Annotated in this window: 19 protein-coding genes; 4 read left to right on the forward strand and 15 right to left on the reverse strand. The window is 46.6% G+C overall.

Annotated elements, in window-relative coordinates; all coding sequences use genetic code 11:
* Positions 1 to 12 precede the first annotated feature (12 nt).
* From AC4PM4_RS13150 to AC4PM4_RS13195, 10 genes are all read right to left on the reverse strand, one after another.
* Positions 13 to 840, reverse strand: a complete 828-nt coding sequence (locus AC4PM4_RS13150; protein ID WP_491613767.1) for a MurR/RpiR family transcriptional regulator — start codon at positions 838 to 840, stop codon at positions 13 to 15.
* The gene (locus AC4PM4_RS13155) at positions 827 to 1,534 is read right to left on the reverse strand and encodes an N-acetylmannosamine-6-phosphate 2-epimerase (protein ID WP_274570579.1); all 708 of its coding nucleotides are present in this window, start codon (positions 1,532 to 1,534) and stop codon (positions 827 to 829) included. Before AC4PM4_RS13155 ends, AC4PM4_RS13150 begins: the two co-directional genes overlap by 14 nt.
* A gap of 17 nt (positions 1,535 to 1,551) precedes the next feature.
* A complete protein-coding gene (locus AC4PM4_RS13160) occupies positions 1,552 to 3,105 on the reverse strand; it encodes a DUF4127 family protein (RefSeq protein WP_491613768.1) in 1,554 nt (517 codons plus the stop codon).
* 27 nt (positions 3,106 to 3,132) lie between these two features.
* Positions 3,133 to 3,951: a carbohydrate ABC transporter permease gene (locus AC4PM4_RS13165; RefSeq protein ID WP_083584785.1), complete on the reverse strand. Its 819-nt coding sequence runs from the start codon at positions 3,949 to 3,951 to the stop codon at positions 3,133 to 3,135.
* Positions 3,952 to 3,977: 26 nt separating this feature from the next.
* On the reverse strand, positions 3,978 to 4,859 hold the full coding sequence (locus AC4PM4_RS13170; RefSeq protein WP_063567945.1) for a carbohydrate ABC transporter permease: 882 nt from the start codon (positions 4,857 to 4,859) through the stop codon (positions 3,978 to 3,980).
* Between the two features lie 69 nt (positions 4,860 to 4,928).
* A complete protein-coding gene (locus AC4PM4_RS13175) occupies positions 4,929 to 6,242 on the reverse strand; it encodes an ABC transporter substrate-binding protein (RefSeq protein WP_491613769.1) in 1,314 nt (437 codons plus the stop codon).
* A 252-nt stretch (positions 6,243 to 6,494) separates the two neighbouring features.
* Positions 6,495 to 7,484, reverse strand: coding sequence for a serine/threonine protein kinase (locus AC4PM4_RS13180; RefSeq protein WP_400346053.1), 990 nt, complete (start codon positions 7,482 to 7,484; stop codon positions 6,495 to 6,497).
* Positions 7,485 to 7,639: 155 nt separating this feature from the next.
* Positions 7,640 to 8,509 (reverse strand): alpha/beta fold hydrolase, encoded by an 870-nt coding sequence (locus tag AC4PM4_RS13185; protein WP_090809839.1) that lies wholly within the window; start codon positions 8,507 to 8,509, stop codon positions 7,640 to 7,642.
* A 195-nt stretch (positions 8,510 to 8,704) separates the two neighbouring features.
* A complete protein-coding gene (gene rnhA / locus AC4PM4_RS13190; RefSeq protein WP_090809837.1) occupies positions 8,705 to 9,367 on the reverse strand; it encodes a ribonuclease H in 663 nt (220 codons plus the stop codon).
* An 81-nt stretch (positions 9,368 to 9,448) separates the two neighbouring features.
* Complete coding sequence (locus tag AC4PM4_RS13195; RefSeq protein ID WP_063567949.1) at positions 9,449 to 9,952, reverse strand: HEAT repeat domain-containing protein; 504 nt, start codon at positions 9,950 to 9,952, stop codon at positions 9,449 to 9,451.
* 214 nt (positions 9,953 to 10,166) lie between these two features.
* Between AC4PM4_RS13195 and AC4PM4_RS13200 the strand changes: the two genes are divergently transcribed.
* Positions 10,167 to 10,733, forward strand: a complete 567-nt coding sequence (locus AC4PM4_RS13200; RefSeq protein ID WP_090809835.1) for a DUF421 domain-containing protein — start codon at positions 10,167 to 10,169, stop codon at positions 10,731 to 10,733.
* A 124-nt stretch (positions 10,734 to 10,857) separates the two neighbouring features.
* Here AC4PM4_RS13200 and ssuD read toward each other — a convergent pair whose 3' ends face one another.
* A complete protein-coding gene (gene ssuD, locus AC4PM4_RS13205) occupies positions 10,858 to 12,018 on the reverse strand; it encodes an FMNH2-dependent alkanesulfonate monooxygenase (protein ID WP_090809833.1) in 1,161 nt (386 codons plus the stop codon).
* A 232-nt stretch (positions 12,019 to 12,250) separates the two neighbouring features.
* On the opposite strand from ssuD, the gene AC4PM4_RS13210 reads away from it, so the two are divergent.
* Positions 12,251 to 12,853, forward strand: a complete 603-nt coding sequence (locus AC4PM4_RS13210) for a TetR/AcrR family transcriptional regulator (RefSeq protein ID WP_090809831.1) — start codon at positions 12,251 to 12,253, stop codon at positions 12,851 to 12,853.
* A 223-nt stretch (positions 12,854 to 13,076) separates the two neighbouring features.
* On the opposite strand, the gene AC4PM4_RS13215 is transcribed toward AC4PM4_RS13210, so the two are convergent.
* Together AC4PM4_RS13215 and AC4PM4_RS13220 are read right to left on the reverse strand one after the other, a co-directional pair.
* Positions 13,077 to 13,844, reverse strand: a complete 768-nt coding sequence (locus AC4PM4_RS13215) for an ABC transporter ATP-binding protein (RefSeq protein WP_090809829.1) — start codon at positions 13,842 to 13,844, stop codon at positions 13,077 to 13,079.
* A gap of 2 nt (positions 13,845 to 13,846) precedes the next feature.
* Complete coding sequence (locus AC4PM4_RS13220; RefSeq protein WP_177031237.1) at positions 13,847 to 14,923, reverse strand: FecCD family ABC transporter permease; 1,077 nt, start codon at positions 14,921 to 14,923, stop codon at positions 13,847 to 13,849.
* A 274-nt stretch (positions 14,924 to 15,197) separates the two neighbouring features.
* Between AC4PM4_RS13220 and AC4PM4_RS13225 the strand changes: the two genes are divergently transcribed.
* Both AC4PM4_RS13225 and AC4PM4_RS13230 read left to right on the forward strand, forming a co-directional pair.
* The gene (locus AC4PM4_RS13225; protein WP_090810032.1) at positions 15,198 to 15,620 is read left to right on the forward strand and encodes a MarR family winged helix-turn-helix transcriptional regulator; all 423 of its coding nucleotides are present in this window, start codon (positions 15,198 to 15,200) and stop codon (positions 15,618 to 15,620) included.
* A 51-nt stretch (positions 15,621 to 15,671) separates the two neighbouring features.
* Complete coding sequence (locus tag AC4PM4_RS13230; protein WP_491613771.1) at positions 15,672 to 16,505, forward strand: alpha/beta fold hydrolase; 834 nt, start codon at positions 15,672 to 15,674, stop codon at positions 16,503 to 16,505.
* 170 nt (positions 16,506 to 16,675) lie between these two features.
* Here AC4PM4_RS13230 and sigK read toward each other — a convergent pair whose 3' ends face one another.
* Together sigK and AC4PM4_RS13240 are read right to left on the reverse strand one after the other, a co-directional pair.
* Positions 16,676 to 17,377, reverse strand: a complete 702-nt coding sequence (gene sigK / locus AC4PM4_RS13235; protein ID WP_064636235.1) for an RNA polymerase sporulation sigma factor SigK — start codon at positions 17,375 to 17,377, stop codon at positions 16,676 to 16,678.
* Positions 17,378 to 17,507: 130 nt separating this feature from the next.
* Positions 17,508 to 17,687 (reverse strand): hypothetical protein, encoded by a 180-nt coding sequence (locus AC4PM4_RS13240; protein ID WP_491613772.1) that lies wholly within the window; start codon positions 17,685 to 17,687, stop codon positions 17,508 to 17,510.
* Positions 17,688 to 17,959: the final 272 nt, after the last annotated feature.

A 17,959-nucleotide genomic window follows, 5' to 3' on the forward strand; every position in this document is an offset into this window, starting at 1 on the left:
CACACAAACCCTTCAATAAATACGGTCGATAACGGCCCTGGCCGTTAATTCCTTCATCTTTTTAGTCTCTTCGCCATGCTCGCGCTCCAGTCCCTGGCAGAGCAAGTCGATAATAAACAGCTGAGAGATTTTAGCTCCTACAGAACCGCCTTCAAGGGGAGACTCCTTCCCCGCGGTCAAGAGCAAGATATCCGCAATAGAAGCAATGGGGGATTTGGCATAGTTCGTCATGGCAATCACCTTAGCCCCGTTTTGTTTGGCCTTCATCAGCATATCGTTGGTATCCAGCGTACTGCCGGACACGCTGATGCCAAAAGCCACGTCACCTTCTCCCATCGTTACCGCCATCATGGACTGAATATGGCTGTCGGAATTCGCTTCCGCACGTCGGCCGATGCGCAGAAAACGGTTCTTGGCATCCATAGCGGTAATGCCTGACGAGCCCACGCCGAAGAATTGCACATGTCGTGCGCTGTCCAGACACTTTACTGCCTGCTCCAACTGATTGCGATCCAGCATACCCAAGCTGGATTGCAGCACACCCACCATCGAGGCATATAAATGGTCGGCGTAATCGTCCTCTCCCTGCTCGCCGTCTGGCTGGTTCTGCCGTTTCGGCAGCCCTTGGGCCAGCATCAGCTTGAAATCCTGATAGCCTTTAAACCCGATTTTACGGCAGAATCTCATCACCGTGGTCTCTCCGGTACCAGCAAAATCAGCCAGCTCAGTCACAGACAAATAGATGATATTATCCGGATTGTCCCGTACGCACCTGGCCACCTTCTGCTCCGACTTGGTCATGGAAGGATAATACGTATTAATTCGGTCATTCATCTCCATTACTCTTCATCCTCGCTTTTCGGGTCACTGCTGCGAACTGTCGGGTAATTAGCTGTGGCCGAGTTATTGCCGAGCCCACCACAACAGCGTATGCCCCCAGATCAAGCGCCTCTTCTACCTGAGAGGGTTTACTAATCCGCCCTTCGGCAATGACCGGAATCTTCAACCGCTGTGCACACATCCCCAGCAGCTCCAAATTTGGACCTTCCTGCTGTCGCGAATACGGTGTATAACCCGATAGTGTAGTCGAAACACAGCTGACTCCAAGTGACTCAGCGTATAAAGCTTCCTCCAGAATGGAGATGTCTGCCATGGAAACCACCCCATTTGCGTTCAGATAGGCGGTGATTTGCTCCAATGTATAATTTTCCGGCCTGGTCTGGCGGGTCGCATCAAATGCAATGATATCTGCTCCGGCCTCCAGCAGCTCGTCAATTTCTCTGAGGGTTGGGGTGATATATACAGCAGAATCCGGGTAATTGCGCTTCACGATGCCAATAACCGGCAATGAGACGGTCTGCTTGATCGCACGTACATCTGCTGCCCCATTCGCACGGATACCCGCGGCCCCTCCTTCCTGAGCAGCAGCTGCCATACGGGCCATCATCGCCGCGCCATGCAGCGGTTCGTTAACCAGCGCCTGGCAGGAAACAATCAGTCCCAAATGCAGTTTCTCCAGCACTACCTTTGTCAGGGTTCTCACCCTCTCTCTTATATTCTGCTTTCCTTACCTGGGTTGGATGGTACGAATCGTACAGACAGGCCCACTTCGAACATCCGGTTCCATGGCATATAACAATCGGTAATCTGGATACTCCCTGCTGCAGTATCGATCCGCACAGCAAGCTCTTGACGCAACCTTTCCTCTACTCGGGCGGCAACAAGGCCACGAGACCCATCCAGCAAGTACTTGCCATAGCCCATCTCCTGCACCGGGCCATTGCTAAGTTCTCCCCGAACGACTGAACAATAGCAGACATCCTCAGCATAGCGGAGAGCGAGGAAATCAAGATGCGATTGTGTACGACCATAGAGCAGGTAGATCATGGCCTGCGAAATGACGGTTCCCAGCGAGTTGGAGCTGGTATTCCAGGCGGCATATCCAGCCAGATCAAATAACATGTCTTTTTGCCGCAGCATCTTGACCAGCTTCTGATCCCCACCATTGGCATATCCCACATCCGCTACAGCCACCGGCTTGTTCTTGCTCCTGAGCAGAAAGTGTCCATATTCCACCAGTTCCATCAGGTTTCGGTATACATCGTAGCTGTAAAAAGAATGCTGCTGCGACACCGCTTCCGCCATCGTCTCTCCGGGTGTGCTAATCAACAGCACCAGATCTGCTTCAGTCGCACTGGATGCAATCAACCCACCTGCAGCCAAAATCTGATATTTGAGCGTCTCATAGAAAAATCGATCCTCGAATAGCGGAGTAACAAACGCCCCCTGAACAGATGATAATCGTGGGTACACCAGCGGCATCCGGCCGCGAGCCTTATTCATCATTCTGGAGAGCAGTACGCAACCAACTTCGTCCGCACCAGGATACATGTAGACTTTAAGTTCCAGATCGAGGGCGGTAATCCGGGCTCGCACTTTCTCCTGATCCTTGGCTGTATGTCCATAAGGCGCCGAATCATCCTGCGGCACAATCATGAAGTCGATAATTCCTTCCTGGACCAGAGCCAGCACTTGCTTGTTAGCTTCAATATTTACGGCCCTGCGTCCCAGGTAATCTTCCAGCACTTCCATTGGTAGACGGTTATCGATATCGGCCAGCTCGCGGATCTCCTCATCCGTCGCAATCCCCAGCTCCATCCGATGGCTGATGAAACCTTTGCGAAAAATCTCTCTTCCCCAGTCGGCGTAATAATCCGGCTCCTCATCGGACAGGGAATATTGCGGGCAGCGCATAATCAGTTGGAATGCATACAGGGTTAGCTGCGGGTACTGCTGCTTGATCCCCCGAAGGCGCTCCAGACGGGCCGTCAGTTCATCCGGCTTCAACTGATGCAGCCGGGAAGGAATAATCCCGCCGTAGAGCAACGTATCCAAGGCAACGATTGCTCCATCTGCCCTTGCACAGCTCTCCTCAAACCAGGTCCATAACTGTTCCACATCGCCCGGACGTTTTTTTAGGCCCATGATTTCAAGTGGGGGACGCTCCACTGTGAATTCCGTTCCCTGTGCCAACAAATAAGGAAACTCATAATTGCAAGGCCGTTCATCTAACGGAACAAAGGTTAACTTATACTGCTTCGGCATGATTGCGTTCACCCTTTCTGTATTTTTTTATCCTTTAATCGCTCCGGCGATGCCTTCCATATAGTATTTTTGGGTGAAAAGGAACACGATGATAATCGGCAGCACCGAGATCATGGTGCCGGCGGCAATCCAGCCGAAGTTATAGGAGAACTGACCGTTCAGATACGTCAGGGCCGCAGCCAATGGATATTTCTGCGGATCATCCAACACCACAATCGGCCACAGGAAATTGTTCCAGAATGCCATGACTTCAAGCAAGCCAATGACGGCAACCCCTGGTTTCACCAATGGCATGACAAGCTGCACGAAGATACGGAACTCGGAGGCTCCATCCATTTTGCCAGAATCCCGAATATCCGTCGGTATGCCCAGAAACGTTTGTCGCATCAGAAAAATGTTAAATACCGACACCGCGGCCGGAAGCACAACCCCAAGAAACGTATTGCCCAAGTGAAAGGCCTGAATCGTTAAATAATGCACAATCATCGCCGTTGCCGAAGGGATAATCATGGTCGAGATTAGCAGCGTGAACACCAGATTACGTCCCCTGAACCGAAAGGTCGCGAGTGGATACGCCGTTAGGCAGGACAAGAAGATGTTAAACACTACCCCAAGGAGCGTAATCACCACCGTATTTATGATGTAGCGTGGAAAATCCATGAACTCCCACACCTGCACGTAGTTATCGAAAGCGATGAAGGTAGGGAGAATTGCTGGTGGATTCGCGAACACATTACGACCAGGCATCAGCGATACGCTGAGCAGCCACAGAAAAGGACCCATCATAAACACGGCAAGCAAAATCAACAGTACATAAATGATCAAATGACGAAGGGCTTTTTTCATTTTTTTAGACGAAAACGTACGCCGAATCAATAGGTATTCACCCCGCCTCTCCGGTTCAGCCGGAACACCAACACACTGAGCGCTGCTACCATCACACTGACGATCAGGCCAAGCGCCGAGGCATACCCGAAATTGAATTGCTCCAGCCCTTTTTGAAAAATATATACGCTCGAGGTCAGCGTGGACGTTCCCGGCCCGCCCTTGGTGAGAATATAGACCTCATCGAATACACGTACGGCCCCCATCACCGAAATTACGGTGCAAAAAAGAATATGCGGCCGCAGCAGCGGAAGCGTCACATGAATAATCAGTCTCAGCGGTCCAGCTCCATCCACTCTGGCGGCTTCATACAGATCTGCCGGAATACTTTGAAGCCCAGCCAGATAGAGCATCATGTAATAGCCGAGACCCTTCCACATGGTGATGAACATCAGCACATACAGCGCAGTACTGCTCGTGGAAAGCCAGGAGACCTGCTCACTGAGAATGCCAACCTTCAGCAGCAGGTAATTGACCACGCCGTTATTGCCCAACAGCCAGCTCCAGATCAGCGCCACTGCGACCATGGAAGTTACAACCGGTATGTAGTAGGCTGCCCTGAACATTTTGACACCTGGAATTCGGCTGTTAACCAGAATGGCCATGAGGATCGAAATGATTTGAATCACCGGTACAACCAGCACATACACCAACGAATTCCACAGCGAAATCAGGAAATTATGATCTTGAAAGGCCCGGGTAAAGTTATCCAAACCAACGAAATGTGTCTCTGTAATGACAGAATAATCGGTTAATGAGAGGGGTATCCCGTAAATAATCGGCCAAAAGGTGAAAACCGCCAGAAACAACAATCCCGGTGCCATAAACGCCCATGCAGCAAAAGATTCGGATCGAATCGCCTTGTACACGGCTACGCCTCCCTCTCTTCTAGGATTGAGGGGGAGTACTCCCCCCTCATCAGACTGTACCGCTTAAGTTCAGGAATCTTGGTTAAGGATTTGGTTAACTTCCTTCTCCACTGCGTTCAAGGTTTCTTTAATATCTGCTCCGTTCATCAAAATTTCCTGCAAGCCCCGTGCCAATGCGGAGTTGATATCTCCTGCATTCGGTACGCCGACCATGTAATCAGTGGCTTTATCTAGACTTTGAGAGGAGGCTACCTTGGCTTCGGCTTCCAGCGATCCGTCGGATTGCGTAAAGAACGGATCTTCAATGGAGGCTTTGCTCGACGGCAGCGTGTTGGCTACCTTGGAGAAGGCAGTCTGGTTCTCTGCATTGGTAATAAAGGCGGCAAATTCCACCGCTTGCTCAGGGTTTTTGGATTTCTGTGGCACGACGAGATCCATGGAATTGGAGAGCCGCAGGTTCGCTTTGCCCGTTGGGAGCGTTACCGCAATCGTATTCTTGTAAACATCCGGTGCAGATTTCTTGATAAAGTTAATAAAGGTTGGACCCGACAATTGAAAAGCGACCTGCTCCCCGGAAAAATACTGGATCTGCTTGCTGAATTCCGCATCCTCCTTCAGCACCACGCCTTCGGCCATCAGATCACGCATTTGAGCGATCATCGCCTCTGCTTCCGGCGTATTGAAAGCGGCGGCCGTTTTGTCCTCATTTAAAATCGGAATGCCGTCGATTGGAAATAGCTTGGAAATAAGCTGCTGCGCATAACCGGCCACTCCGGTCTTTTCATGGACCTGACGGGCCCACTCCACAAGTTCCTCTCGGGTCTGTGGCGGATTTGCCGGATCAAGGCCTGCCTCCTTCACCAGCTTGGTATTCATGAACAGCACTTCGGTACCTGTGTACCAAGGAAGCGCGTAAGCTTTGCCATCCAAAACAGTAGAATTATAAATGCCTTCAAAGTAACTCTTCGCTTCCTCATCTGTCAGGTATTCATTCAGATTCAGCAGCGCTCCCTTACTTCCCAATTGACTGGCAAATTCGGTATTGAGGTTCACCACATCAGGGCTTTTGCCACTGGCCGTACTGGTCAATAAACGCTGTGAAATGGCATCATATGGATAGTCCTTCCACTCGACTTTCACGCCAGGATGACTGCTCTCATACTTGGCAATCAATTCATTGAAGTAATCGTTGAACGTTGGCTGTAAAGCAATCGTCCAAAACTCCAGCGTCACCGACTTTCCAGCTTCCGTACCCGTCTCCCCAGTGCTTCCCGGACTCGGCGTACCAGCCGTATTGTCATTTCCTCCGCAGGCGGCAAGCAGCATAGACATCATAACGACTAGCAGCAAAGATACTGTGAAGCCCTTTCTGTTGGTGGTCACACAACATTCCCCCTCAGTTTGGTATAAGACGGGAGCCGGCGCTTATGTCAGATTTCCTGGCTAATTACTCCATCTTTTCAATGGAGTATATGCAAACCCTGGAGCTAGAATGAAGTATTCTTCCAGAAATAAATTAAAAAAAGAAATAATTTTTCTTTTAGGTTAAAAAAATACACAAAAAAGCCAGTTCGATCCGTGAAAGGACCAAACTGACTTATTTGTTACGACTATATGTATAAGACAAGGCTGCAATCAAGCCGTCTCATGCTGTTTCTTCGGCTCTGCTGCATAGACTTGCGTATGTTCATTCTCAGCTAAAGCCCATTCTACCGTGCCAGGTTTGCGTATTTTCCACATCCAGGCCTGTACTTGAAGTGATCTCTTAACCCATGCGAGGGACGCACAACGTTGCTCGGAACGAACTGATAATCCCCAGTGAATAACGCGTGCGAGCCACCGGTTCACATACTCATTATGAGAACGTACAGATGGCAATTCATCGCGGAACAGCCGCTGTTTTACATCCATAGGGGGCTGCCCGCATGTCCAATAATGAAGCAACGCTGCCAGGCTATATATGTCTGACATCGGTCCCTGACTGGATTTCTCCGAGTAGAACTCAAGCGGCGAATACCCTGCAGAGGTAAAGATCGCCTGTTTTTCCCCGGATTGTACAGGCCAACGAGCTGCTGAACCGAAGTCCAGTAGTTTGGGCGTACCATCTTCCATCACCATAATATTGGATGGCTTCACATCACGATGAAGAATTCCCTGCTTATGAATATAGTCCAGTGTATCTACCAGCGGAAGTAATGTCTCCGTAATAAATGCCGCGTCCAGTGCATGATTTCGCTCAATCAGATATTCGGTTAAGGTTACCCCTGTACAATATTCCATAACAAGATACCCCGTGTCATTTTCTTCGAAATGATCCACATACGACACAATATGAGGATGATTCAACGTCGATAACAGCTCTCCTTCTACCAAAAATGCAGCAAGAAGTTCCTGATACTGACCACTGAACCCTCGTGAAGAACAGAACACACCCCGTTTGTCAGCCTGACGTGCTGCCAGCCTCTGGGGGAAAAACTCCTTGATCGCTACCTTTGCACCTGTATTCCGATCTCTTCCTGCATATACAATAGCCAGCTCACTGCTAGCCATGAGATGTCTTACCTGATATGTATCATTTAAAATTACATTGCGTTGCAATGCCATTTTACAATTATCCTTTTTCATAACAGACCCTCTTTTCAACCTTGTCGATCGGAAGACTTGCCGCATGTTGCATCATTCGGTCCAACCAGACAGGCGTTTCATCGCCAACCATGTATTTAAACCAAATGATGCAATTTGAATCACAACCATGCGGAAATATTGAAAAATTTCTAAATTTAATAATTCTTCTGTAAAAATTGCTGAATTTCTTGGTTCATCTGGATCAACACGTCTTGAGACGGGAAATGACCTGTGTCGTATTTGATTGCTTTGACATTCGGAATAATCTTCTGAGCTCTTTCAATGACCTTAACTGCCGGGAAAAAGACATCCTTTTCTCCCACCAGCAGCAGAGTTGGCGATGTATAATTCACCAATTCGTCCTGCTCCGTAAGCTTGGGCATATCCTGCTCCAGACTGACGTATTTGAAGATTTTCCCGATTATATTTTTATCTATTTCTTTCATACAACTGCATGACATGATATCCGCGATCTTTTGCAAAGAAGTTGGAGAAGAAGTCATTTTGTACGTTACAAGTGGCAACACGATATCCTGAGCCATTTTAATTTTAGATCCTACGGCCAGTCCAGCGGGTGCTACCAGAACAGAACATGCAATTCGGTCCGGAATGTAAGTTGCCAGTCTTAGGATAATTCCGCCTCCAAAGGAAGGACCGATAAACGCACTTTTTTCGATCTTGTAGTGATCCAGCAAATCAGAAATCCACAAAGCCAAACTATCAAACCTTGCCGAAATTCGTGTTTCTTCACTGTAGCCTGGATGACCGATCGTATCCGGCGCGATAATCCGGTAATCTTTGAAAAGAGAAGAGAACCATGACAACGTCATCGGATTCACACAATTTCCGCCCTGGAGAATAAATAGCGGCTTACCGTCTTCTGGACCTGTTAATAAAACATGCGTTTGTCCAAAACGTGTCTCGACGTACTCTCGTGTAAAACCTTCGCCCAATTGCTCAACATACGCTTCGTATTCCTCAAGTATGCTGCTCTTGCCTTCTTCACTTCTATAAATGGAACTCATGTCTGCCTCCTGCAAAGTATACTCTTTCAACATTTTATGGATTTTAAGGTCCATAAATATAAAAGAGCCCGCTGATGACAGGCTCCTTCATATGTGTAACTTATCATAATGAACTGATTATAGAATGGAAACTGGAAATTGTAAACATCGTTTCTCATAGAAAATTAATAATATAGAAATTGTAGAGAAATAGGGCTATTTTCGGCCGTAATCTGCCTTGATTTCGCCCCACTGCTTGGTCTGCCATTTTAGCACTTTATTGCTGTACGTATTCGTCCGCAGCCACTGCTCTGCACGGTCAATCATCAGCCAGATCTCTTCGGTGGAAGCATCCCTTGCGAGCGTGGTGGACACCGCTTTTTGCTTCAACCATTTCATCGCATTGACGGAGTCCGTATAAACCGTCTTACCACTGCCCTCTTTTTTGAGATACGCCAAGGCATGTACGATGGCGAGAAATTCACCCAGATTATTCGTACCTTTGGAGATTGGCCCAACGGAAAAAATAATCTCACCCGTGCGGGTATCTACGCCTTTATATTCCACCGGCCCTGGATTCCCACGCGTACCAACATCAACCGAGATGCTGTCATAGTCAATTTCTGCGGAGGTTTCCATGCCCGCACTTCTTCCGCTACTGCCAGACTTCGTCTTCGAAGAAGCGCCTGAACCACTGGCACCCGTACCCCAGTTTCCTTTCCATCCTGCACGATATGCCTCTTCGGCGGCAGCTTTCGATTCATACGATTTATATTTTGCTCCGGTAAAATGATCCGTTTGTGCTTTGCATTCCGCCCATGTGCTGTATACGCCAGGCTGCTTTCCTGCCCAGACGACATAGTATTTCTGCTTTGCCAATATGACCCGCTCCTTCGTTTGCTGCATTCAATTCCTTATTGTAAACGATAGGGAGGTGAGATTGAAAGAAGCGTGTTTATCTTATTCCTGCACTTGATACCTCCATTTCTTCAACATGTCTAATGCTACTTCCAGAAGCTTGCTTTGGTTATGTGAGATTTGCATTTCAATAATTGTTTGACACCTAAGGTTTTGTAAATCAGATAACTTATCCATCATTTGCTCCAGCAACATGAATGACTGCGCGCTCACTTCCAGACTGGAATCACCGATAAATGGAATAATGTTCTCAATATGTACTATGTAATTCAGGTTTTCAAGAGCGTATAGCAATGTGCCTCTGCTTCCTGATGTCTTGGAGTCTGTGATGACTTCAATTAACGGTTCGACTGCTCGATCATCTCCAATGTCAGATAAAGCGATAGCAATTGTGTTGCGTAGTATGGCGTTGTCCGTAGATTTCAGGAGTTCAATCAAGAAAGCGAATTGAGTTATATCCTTTTTTTCACCAATATATGATATTTGTTTAACAACGCCTTCCATATCTCCTTGGGAAAGATGCTTTTGTATCATGTTTGTATACATTGTACGTTGTATCACTCCTCATTTAGTTAGAAGAAAGCTCTCCATAATAATATCGGTCATTTCCTTATTTTAGGATGTAGTATAATGGTCCTTATCATGCCGGGACTATTTTCCTTATCCACATCTCTTGTCCTAAGCAATTGTATATTTCAACCAGATCAGGAACAGGCTAAGAAATACGACACATGATTTGCTACAGAAAGGAATACAACCAATGGACTGGATATGGAAATCCATCTTGCTTGTACTGATTGGCATGATTCTGCTGCGGATTGCTGGACGTAAATCCATATCGCAAATGAGTGTAGCCACAACGGTCATTATTATCTCAATCGGAACAACGATCGTGCAGCCCATTGCGAATCATGAGTTAGGTAAAGCGATCGGGTCAGCGGCGGTATTTATCATCACACTTCTGATTGTTGAACAATTGCAATTGAAGTTTAATTGGTTTGAAAAACTGATGAGCGGAAAATCGAAGGTTGTTGTGGAAGATGGGAAGTTGAATCTGCCGAATTTGAAACGCATGCGCTTTTCCGTGGACCAATTGGAGATGCAGTTGCGGGAAAAAGGGATTACAAGCATTGCCGATCTGGAAACGGCTACGATGGAACCAAACGGGCAACTCGGTTACGTGCTTAAACGGCACGCACGCCCAGTAACCATAGGCGATTTGGAAGCACTCCTGAAGCAAGGTACGTGGCCCACGGAATCCAAAGAACTTTTCCAAGAGGTCATCCAGGATGGACACTCGCGTCCAATTGACTCCAAGATACAGTAAATGAAATAGTTGAACAGATATAGAGATGGCTGGCCGCAGGTGGCCCCTTTCTACAGCATGTAAAAAAGACACCCGAATGCCTTCAGGTGTCTTTTTTTGCCTTAATCTGCAATCCGTTATGAAATTAGGATTTGGAGGTAACTTCCGTTTTGACCATGTGGTCCGGAATGTTGTTATTGGCAATGATTTCTCCAAATGGACCGACAAAGGAATGATCGCCGCTTTCTCCATGTTGCGAGTACTGAAGCTTTGGAAACAGCAGCTCCGCGGTACGATAACATTCTTCCAGATGCGGATAACCGGATAAAATGAAGGTCTCGATCCCCAGTTCTTTATACTCTCTGATTCTGGCTGCCACCTGATCGGGATCACCGACAAGTGCGGTTCCGGCACCACCTCTGACCAAGCCGATGCCCGCCCACAGATTGGGGCTAATCTCTAGGTTGGAACGATCACCATTATGCAGCTTGGCCATTCTCTGTTGTCCTACGGAATCCATGCGAGCATAGATCTTCTGGGCAGCGGCTATCGTCTCCTCATCCAGGTGGGAGATCAGTTCATTTGCGGCCTTCCATGCTTCATCTGCGGTCGGACGCACAATAACATGCATGCGTATGCCAAAACGAATGCTTCTTCCTTTTTTCGCAGCCAGCTCCCGCATTTGATGAATTTTGGCTTGTACCTGACCCGGAGGCTCACCCCACGTTAAATACACATCGACATGGTCCGCTGCCACTTCCATTGCGGCATCCGAGGAACCTCCAAAATAGAGTGGGGGATGTGGCTTTTGGATGGTCGGATACAGGACGGAGCCACCCTTAACCTTCAGATATTTGCCTTCATAGTCAACCGCCTCTCCCTCCAATTCCTTGCGCCAAATGGTCAGAAATTCATCGGCTAACGCATAGCGCTCATCGTGGTCCAGGAACAGCCCTTCTCCTTCAAGCTCAATTGGATCTCCACCAGCCACCACATTGATCAGCAGTCTTCCTTTGGAGAAACGATCCAGGGTTGCGGCCATACGTGCAGCTGTGGTTGGCATCATGAGACCTGGACGCGCAGCGACAAGAAACTTGAGCCTGTCCGTGGAAGAAATCAGCGATGAAGCAACAATCCAGGCATCTTCACACGACTTTCCCGTAGGTAACAAAACACCGGCATATCCAAGTTCATCCGCGGCTTGTGCCACCTGCTTGCAGTAATGATAACTGACCGCCCGAGCCCCTTCTTTTGTTCCAAGATACCTGCCATCCCCGTGTGTGGGAATAAACCAAAACAGTTCCATAGGTATGACCTCATTCCTATTTTTTTATATTTTATTTTTCCGATTGATTTGGTATGTTTTATTTATTATGATAGCTATTATCCGTTGGATATCAACGATCAATTAGCCAGAATCTGACGGTTAAACAACACAATTGACCGATGTGTTGCGAAATGTCTTGTTATTCTACATTCCCAAACCATTTGAAGGCTCAACAAAGTTGATCAATCCGTTGTTTTCGAGGTGATGAGAAGTGAATGAATCCCGTGGAGTGGATCGAAGAATTTTACGGACCCGTGTGATGATTTCCAAAGCTCTCCTGAAAATTTTGCCACAGAAAGCCTTTACCGAAATTAGTGTCGTAGACATCGCGGAACAAGCGAATATCAATCGCTCTACCTTTTACGCCCACTTTCTAGACAAGGATGATTTATTGGATAGCATGGTGAATGAGAAGTTTCAACTGCTTGAGCAGTTACTAGCGGAAAGGAATTCCCACCTTGGGAGTCTACCTTCATTTAACGAGCCAGATCCCATTTTTGCAGTATTGTTCGAGCATATATTGGAGCATGATGAATTCTATCGGGTGATGGTACTCATTAATCCTGCCGGGAATTTCAACAGCCGGTTGAATGAAGTGATTAGAGAGAGGTTTTTGGATCGGATATCCCAATTAGGTATGGAGCAAAAAGAAGTGCCTCTCGATATTTTGCTGGATCACATCAGCTTCTCCACCATTGGAATTATTCACAAATGGCTTACTGACAATAAGGTAAATTCACCTCATCATATGGCTCTTCAACTAACCCGGATTGCCCTGTTAGGAACATATAAAGCGATGGGAGCATCGGTTTAGAGGGAATAGCCACATCTCCAAAAAGGTGATGCACGACATCTGAATACACGTGACATGTGACACTTGAGACTCTAGAACAAAAAGAACTGTCATTTAAGCATATATTCCGCTTAAAGACAGTTCTTCTTTTGCTACTTAGTCCATAATTGCCTGTGCAACCGGAGTTATAGTGGAAGAGATAATGAGAGAACATGTGTGAGTTTCTGTTAAGACAGTCCTTGTCTCACCGTGTACTCAAATAGGCAATACCCAAGCCACCGGTAACCGGATTTTCATAGATTTCACATTCCACGTCGAATACTTCACCAATCATTTCACGGGTCAAGATATCGGCGGGTTTGCCATGAACCACAATCTGTCCCTGCTTCACAACATAGAGGTAATCACAATACGCTGCAGCGAGTTCGAGATCATGAAGCGCAGCCAATATGCCGATATCCAGACTCCGCACAATGTTGAGGATCTGAAGCTGATATTTGATATCCAGATGATTGGTAGGCTCGTCCAATATCAGAAATTCGGGCTGCTGCGCCAGCACTCGTGCGAGGACCACACGTTGCTTCTCCCCGCCGGACAGGGACACGTAATTGCGGTCCGCATGTCCGGTTAGATGTACCTTTTCCAACGCCTGTTCCACGAGCTCATAATCCCGTTCATTATCCGTCTCCAGCAGCTTCTTGTGAGGAGTGCGACCCATCATAACCATTTCACGCACAGTAAAATCAAAGCTCAATTCGTTAAACTGACCCACAACGCCCATGTGCCTTGAAACGACCTTGGGACTGGATTTCAAAATGTCCGTATCATCGAGAAATACTTTGCCTTGCTGTGGTTTGATCACTTTATAGATGCTCTTGAGCAGCGTTGATTTGCCACAACCATTCGGGCCAATCAGTCCGACGAATTGCTTGCCTTTTACCTGTAAAGAAATGTCCCGGATAATATCCGTGTTCAGCACCGATATGGATACATTTTCTACATTCAGTTTCATGTTTATTTTCCTCCAAAACCGTAGCCTTTTTTGACTAACATATACATAAACATCGGCGCACCAATCATCGCTGTAATAATCCCGATCGGCAATTCAACGCTGGAAATCAGTGATCGTGCAATAACATCCGTCCAGATCAGGAAGATGGCACCGAATAGTACGGATACAGGCATGACTTTACGATGGTCCGATCCAACCAGCCCTCTCACAATATGCGGAATAATCAATCCAACAAAACCGATCATGCCGCAGCTTGCCACCATTACGCCGGTGACGAGAGCCGTTAACAGCATATACAACCTGCGATATACACTGAGATTAATCCCTAGCGTAACCGCGGCTTCGTCACCCAGCAGCATCGTATTAAGGACCCGAGATTGCAATAGGAAGAACAGAATGGCTACGAGCACAACGATGCTAATCAGCGGAAGCTTGTTCCATCCGGATGAGGCAAGACTGCCCATGGTCCAGAATGTTACGGTCTTGATGCCTTCGGCATTGTTAGCAAAATAAATGATAAAGTTCGAAAAGGCACTGCACAGCGCATTAATGACCATTCCGGCAAGCACCAGCTTGACCGATGTCATTTTCCCCCGAATACCTGCCAGAGCCAGGACCAGCAAGGACGCCCCCATGGCACCGGCAAATGCCCAGAAAGCCACCCCGGTCTGACCAAGCCAACCAATTGCGCCGAATCCAATCAGAATGGCAAACGTGGCCCCGAGTGAAGCTCCTGAGGAGATCCCCAGTATATACGGGTCTGCAAGTGGATTCTGCACGGCAGCCTGCATAACTGCACCACATAAAGCTAGCCCGGCACCGATAAACATGGCCATCAGTACACGCGGAAAGCGAATCTGCCAGATAATATCCGTAAAAGACCCCGCCTCAATCGGCGTAGAGCCGAATTGAAATCCGGTTAATTTGTACAACAGAATGCGATAAGACTCAGCGAGTGGAATGCTCACCTGTCCAATGGATACTGCAATTCCAACCGAAATAACCATTACGATGATTAAAGCGGCAATCAATACTGCAAAACCGGATTTGCTGTGAATCAGTGACTCCCTTTTTCCCATACGCTGCTTCTGAATTTGAGCCGTCTGTGCCATCTCTTCCCCCATCAATTCCACTTGAATTTGAATAATAAAAATTTAGCTATTTACAAAGCATTTTCTCGGATTATAATTGAGAATGATTATCTTTGTCAATTTAAAAACATAAAGAAAAGGGACACTCGAATACAACCAAAAGAGCAGGAGATTATTCTAGCTGCTCTTTTTTTATCTCCTTTACACACCAATATTGAAATCCGAGGTTGACATTAGTTTGATAACAAACTATATTACAAATATGAAAACGACAGACGCTATATCACTCATATCCAAAATTAAAGAGAAGGTCAACCGCTTCATTTTATCCGAGATGGCTGAACAGGGAATCCATGATCTGGCCACCTCCCATGGGGATATCATCTACGCCCTGTACAATAATTCCCGAATGACCATGGCTGAAATCGCCAAAAAAATTGGCAAGGATAAATCCACGGTCACAGCGCTTGTCGAAAAATTGGTGCGCAGCGGTTATGTCGCCAAAGAACGTGATGTAACAGATTCACGGATTGTCCATGTGACATTGACTGCAAAAGGAGAACAACTTAAACCAGCCTTTGAAGATATCTCGCAGCGCTTGCTAGACGCGTTTTATGCGGATGTTACTGAAGCGGAGAAAAAGGAACTGCTTCGAATTTTGATGAAAATTCACGGCAACTTCTAATTTTTTTTGGAGTGATAGTTTGATATAAAACTAATTTTGGAGGTTGTCCTAATGATCGATTTTACTCAATTGCTACCTAAACATGAAGTCAAAACGATAGGAAAACATGATTTGTACCTTGAAATATATGAAGGTGATACGGCTCCCCACTCTGTAAATTCAGTAACAAAGCCACCTCTCTTGTTTGTTCATGGCGCATATACAGGCAGCTGGATGTGGAGCAAATATATCCCCCACTTCGTTGAACAAGGCTGGAACTGCTACGTTATGAACCTCAGAAGTCATTACAAAAGCCGGGTAATGGACATGACGAAAATTACGTTTGAGGATTATTTGGAGGATATCCGCGAAGTTCTGGCAGAGTGCACAGCACCTCCTGTTCTCATCGGCTTCAGCATGGGCGGAATACTCAGTCAGAAGATTGCCGAGACGATTGCGTTAGCTGGATTGGTCGTGATTGATTCCAGTTTAAGCCAAGAAGTTCATCAATTGATTCCCTATCCTGAGAATGATCGAATTACACCTGACATTGTCCTCCCTCCCCCGGCCCGTGAAGAACATAGCAGTATCGATGAAACTGCGGAGGACATTGCATTTCAGCGTAAATATCTGCAGATGGAGTCATCGAAGGCATTTCTCACGTTCTCGGCGGCATTTAGGTCAAGCGGCGGTGTATCCATCAACAGCAATTTAATTACATGTCCGAGTCTGGTCATCAAAGCCGTAGAATCCGATGATGAGGAGCGAAGAGGTCAATTGACTGCAGAACAGCTTGGCGCTGAATATGCAGGGCTGTGGGATACAACCCATACCGGATTGCTCGTCGGCCAGCGATATTTGGAAGTTGTGGAGATCATCCTGAAATGGTTAAATCGGAAGAATTAAAATCAATGCAACTGAATATTACGTGCAGAATCCCTGCCACGTCTCCAGTGATAAGCAGTACTCGTACTCGTTGATTTGCGCAGCAACTAAAACAAAAAAGCAACTCATCCGCAGACAAGTCGCTTCCTCTAAACGCTATTGTTATCAGTACTACCTTGTAGCTTATAATCTCACTGCTTCGCCTTATAAAACTCGTGATACAGCTTCATTAGCGCCCTCTTCTCAATCCGTGATACATAGGAGCGTGAGATGCCAAGTTCCTTGGCAATCTCGCGTTGGGTGCGTTCTTCCCCGCCTGCCTCCAAGCCGAATCGGCCAATAACAACTTCCTTCTCCCGATCATCCAAGATGTCGAGATTGCGATAAATCTTACTTTTTTCAATCTTGAGTTGCACCTTATCTACAACGTCGTCGGCTTCTGTTCCGAGAATATCGATTAATGTAATTTCATTGCCCTCTTTGTCCGTTCCGATTGGATCATGTAGAGATACGTCTTTGCGTGTTTTCTTCAGAGAGCGAAGATGCATAAGTATTTCGTTTTCGATACAACGGGCAGCAAACGTAGCGAGTTTGGTCCCTTTGCCTTGTTGAAAACTTTCGATCGCCTTAATCAAACCAATCGTTCCAATTGAAATCAGGTCTTCCTGGTCTTCGCCAGTATTGTCAAATTTCTTGACGATATGCGCGACGAGGCGCAGATTGTGTTCGATAAGCAAATTACGTGAATGTGCGTTGCCTTCAGCCATAAGGCGTAAATGTTTGGCTTCATCATCCTCAGCCAGTGGCTGGGGAAATGCATTATTTTTGACATACGAGACGAGTAACGTTAACTCTTTAATGAACAGGGCAATTGCGGTAAACAATCCGGGCACAGATGACACCTCCTGCAGTTTTACAACGATCTGGCCTGAGCACATGTGGGAACAGGGTCGATTTATTGTATGTAGGCGTGTGCCCAGAAGTGCACGTACACTTGAAAAAGGAAATGTTTCCGCGAAGATTTCATACACTCACTGAAACGATGGAGCCCACCTTTTGAAGGATGAGGAATTCTTTCTCGACACTATCGATAAAATACTTCTTCTCACCAAATATCACGACATCATTCTCGGCTAATTGAAAATCGCTTTTGAAATAAATAAAATTGTCCGTTTCTCTGAACGCACCTTTGTAGTAGTACAAGTTGTCACCTTCTCCTTGGAAAAATGAATGATCTCACCTACTGTAACTACTATTCTTTTCGTTTAAAACACATCTTGTAAAGCATAAGCCCCATACCAGATGAACAAATAAGATATCCAAAGAACAAGAACAGTAAATAAATACCATGAAGATCTTCAGGAATCTGATTTACACCTTCAAACCATGCAGAACGAATAGGATACAGTAGCGCTACCCAAATGATCAGCAAGATCAGAATATAATTAATTATTTTTCTCACAGTAACGATCCTT

Source organism: Paenibacillus sp. MDV22-iso6 (assembly GCF_058408365.1).

What these genes read in the sequence shown, in the direction of transcription:
- AC4PM4_RS13185 (WP_090809839.1), bottom strand. Translation starts at nt 8,509, where the DNA reads ATGAGTTCCATTTATAGAAGTGAAGAAGGCAAGAGCAGCATACTTGAG.
- AC4PM4_RS13215 (WP_090809829.1), bottom strand. Translation starts at nt 13,844, where the DNA reads ATGAAACTGAATGTAGAAAATGTATCCATATCGGTGCTGAACACGGAT.
- AC4PM4_RS13200 (WP_090809835.1), top strand. Translation starts at nt 10,167, where the DNA reads ATGGACTGGATATGGAAATCCATCTTGCTTGTACTGATTGGCATGATT.
- AC4PM4_RS13150 (WP_491613767.1), bottom strand. Translation starts at nt 840, where the DNA reads ATGGAGATGAATGACCGAATTAATACGTATTATCCTTCCATGACCAAG.
- AC4PM4_RS13180 (WP_400346053.1), bottom strand. Translation starts at nt 7,484, where the DNA reads ATGAAAAAGGATAATTGTAAAATGGCATTGCAACGCAATGTAATTTTA.
- ssuD (WP_090809833.1), bottom strand. Translation starts at nt 12,018, where the DNA reads ATGGAACTGTTTTGGTTTATTCCCACACACGGGGATGGCAGGTATCTT.
- AC4PM4_RS13195 (WP_063567949.1), bottom strand. Translation starts at nt 9,952, where the DNA reads ATGTATACAAACATGATACAAAAGCATCTTTCCCAAGGAGATATGGAA.
- AC4PM4_RS13160 (WP_491613768.1), bottom strand. Translation starts at nt 3,105, where the DNA reads ATGCCGAAGCAGTATAAGTTAACCTTTGTTCCGTTAGATGAACGGCCT.
- AC4PM4_RS13225 (WP_090810032.1), top strand. Translation starts at nt 15,198, where the DNA reads ATGAAAACGACAGACGCTATATCACTCATATCCAAAATTAAAGAGAAG.
- AC4PM4_RS13165 (WP_083584785.1), bottom strand. Translation starts at nt 3,951, where the DNA reads ATGAAAAAAGCCCTTCGTCATTTGATCATTTATGTACTGTTGATTTTG.
- AC4PM4_RS13230 (WP_491613771.1), top strand. Translation starts at nt 15,672, where the DNA reads ATGATCGATTTTACTCAATTGCTACCTAAACATGAAGTCAAAACGATA.
- AC4PM4_RS13220 (WP_177031237.1), bottom strand. Translation starts at nt 14,923, where the DNA reads ATGGGAAAAAGGGAGTCACTGATTCACAGCAAATCCGGTTTTGCAGTA.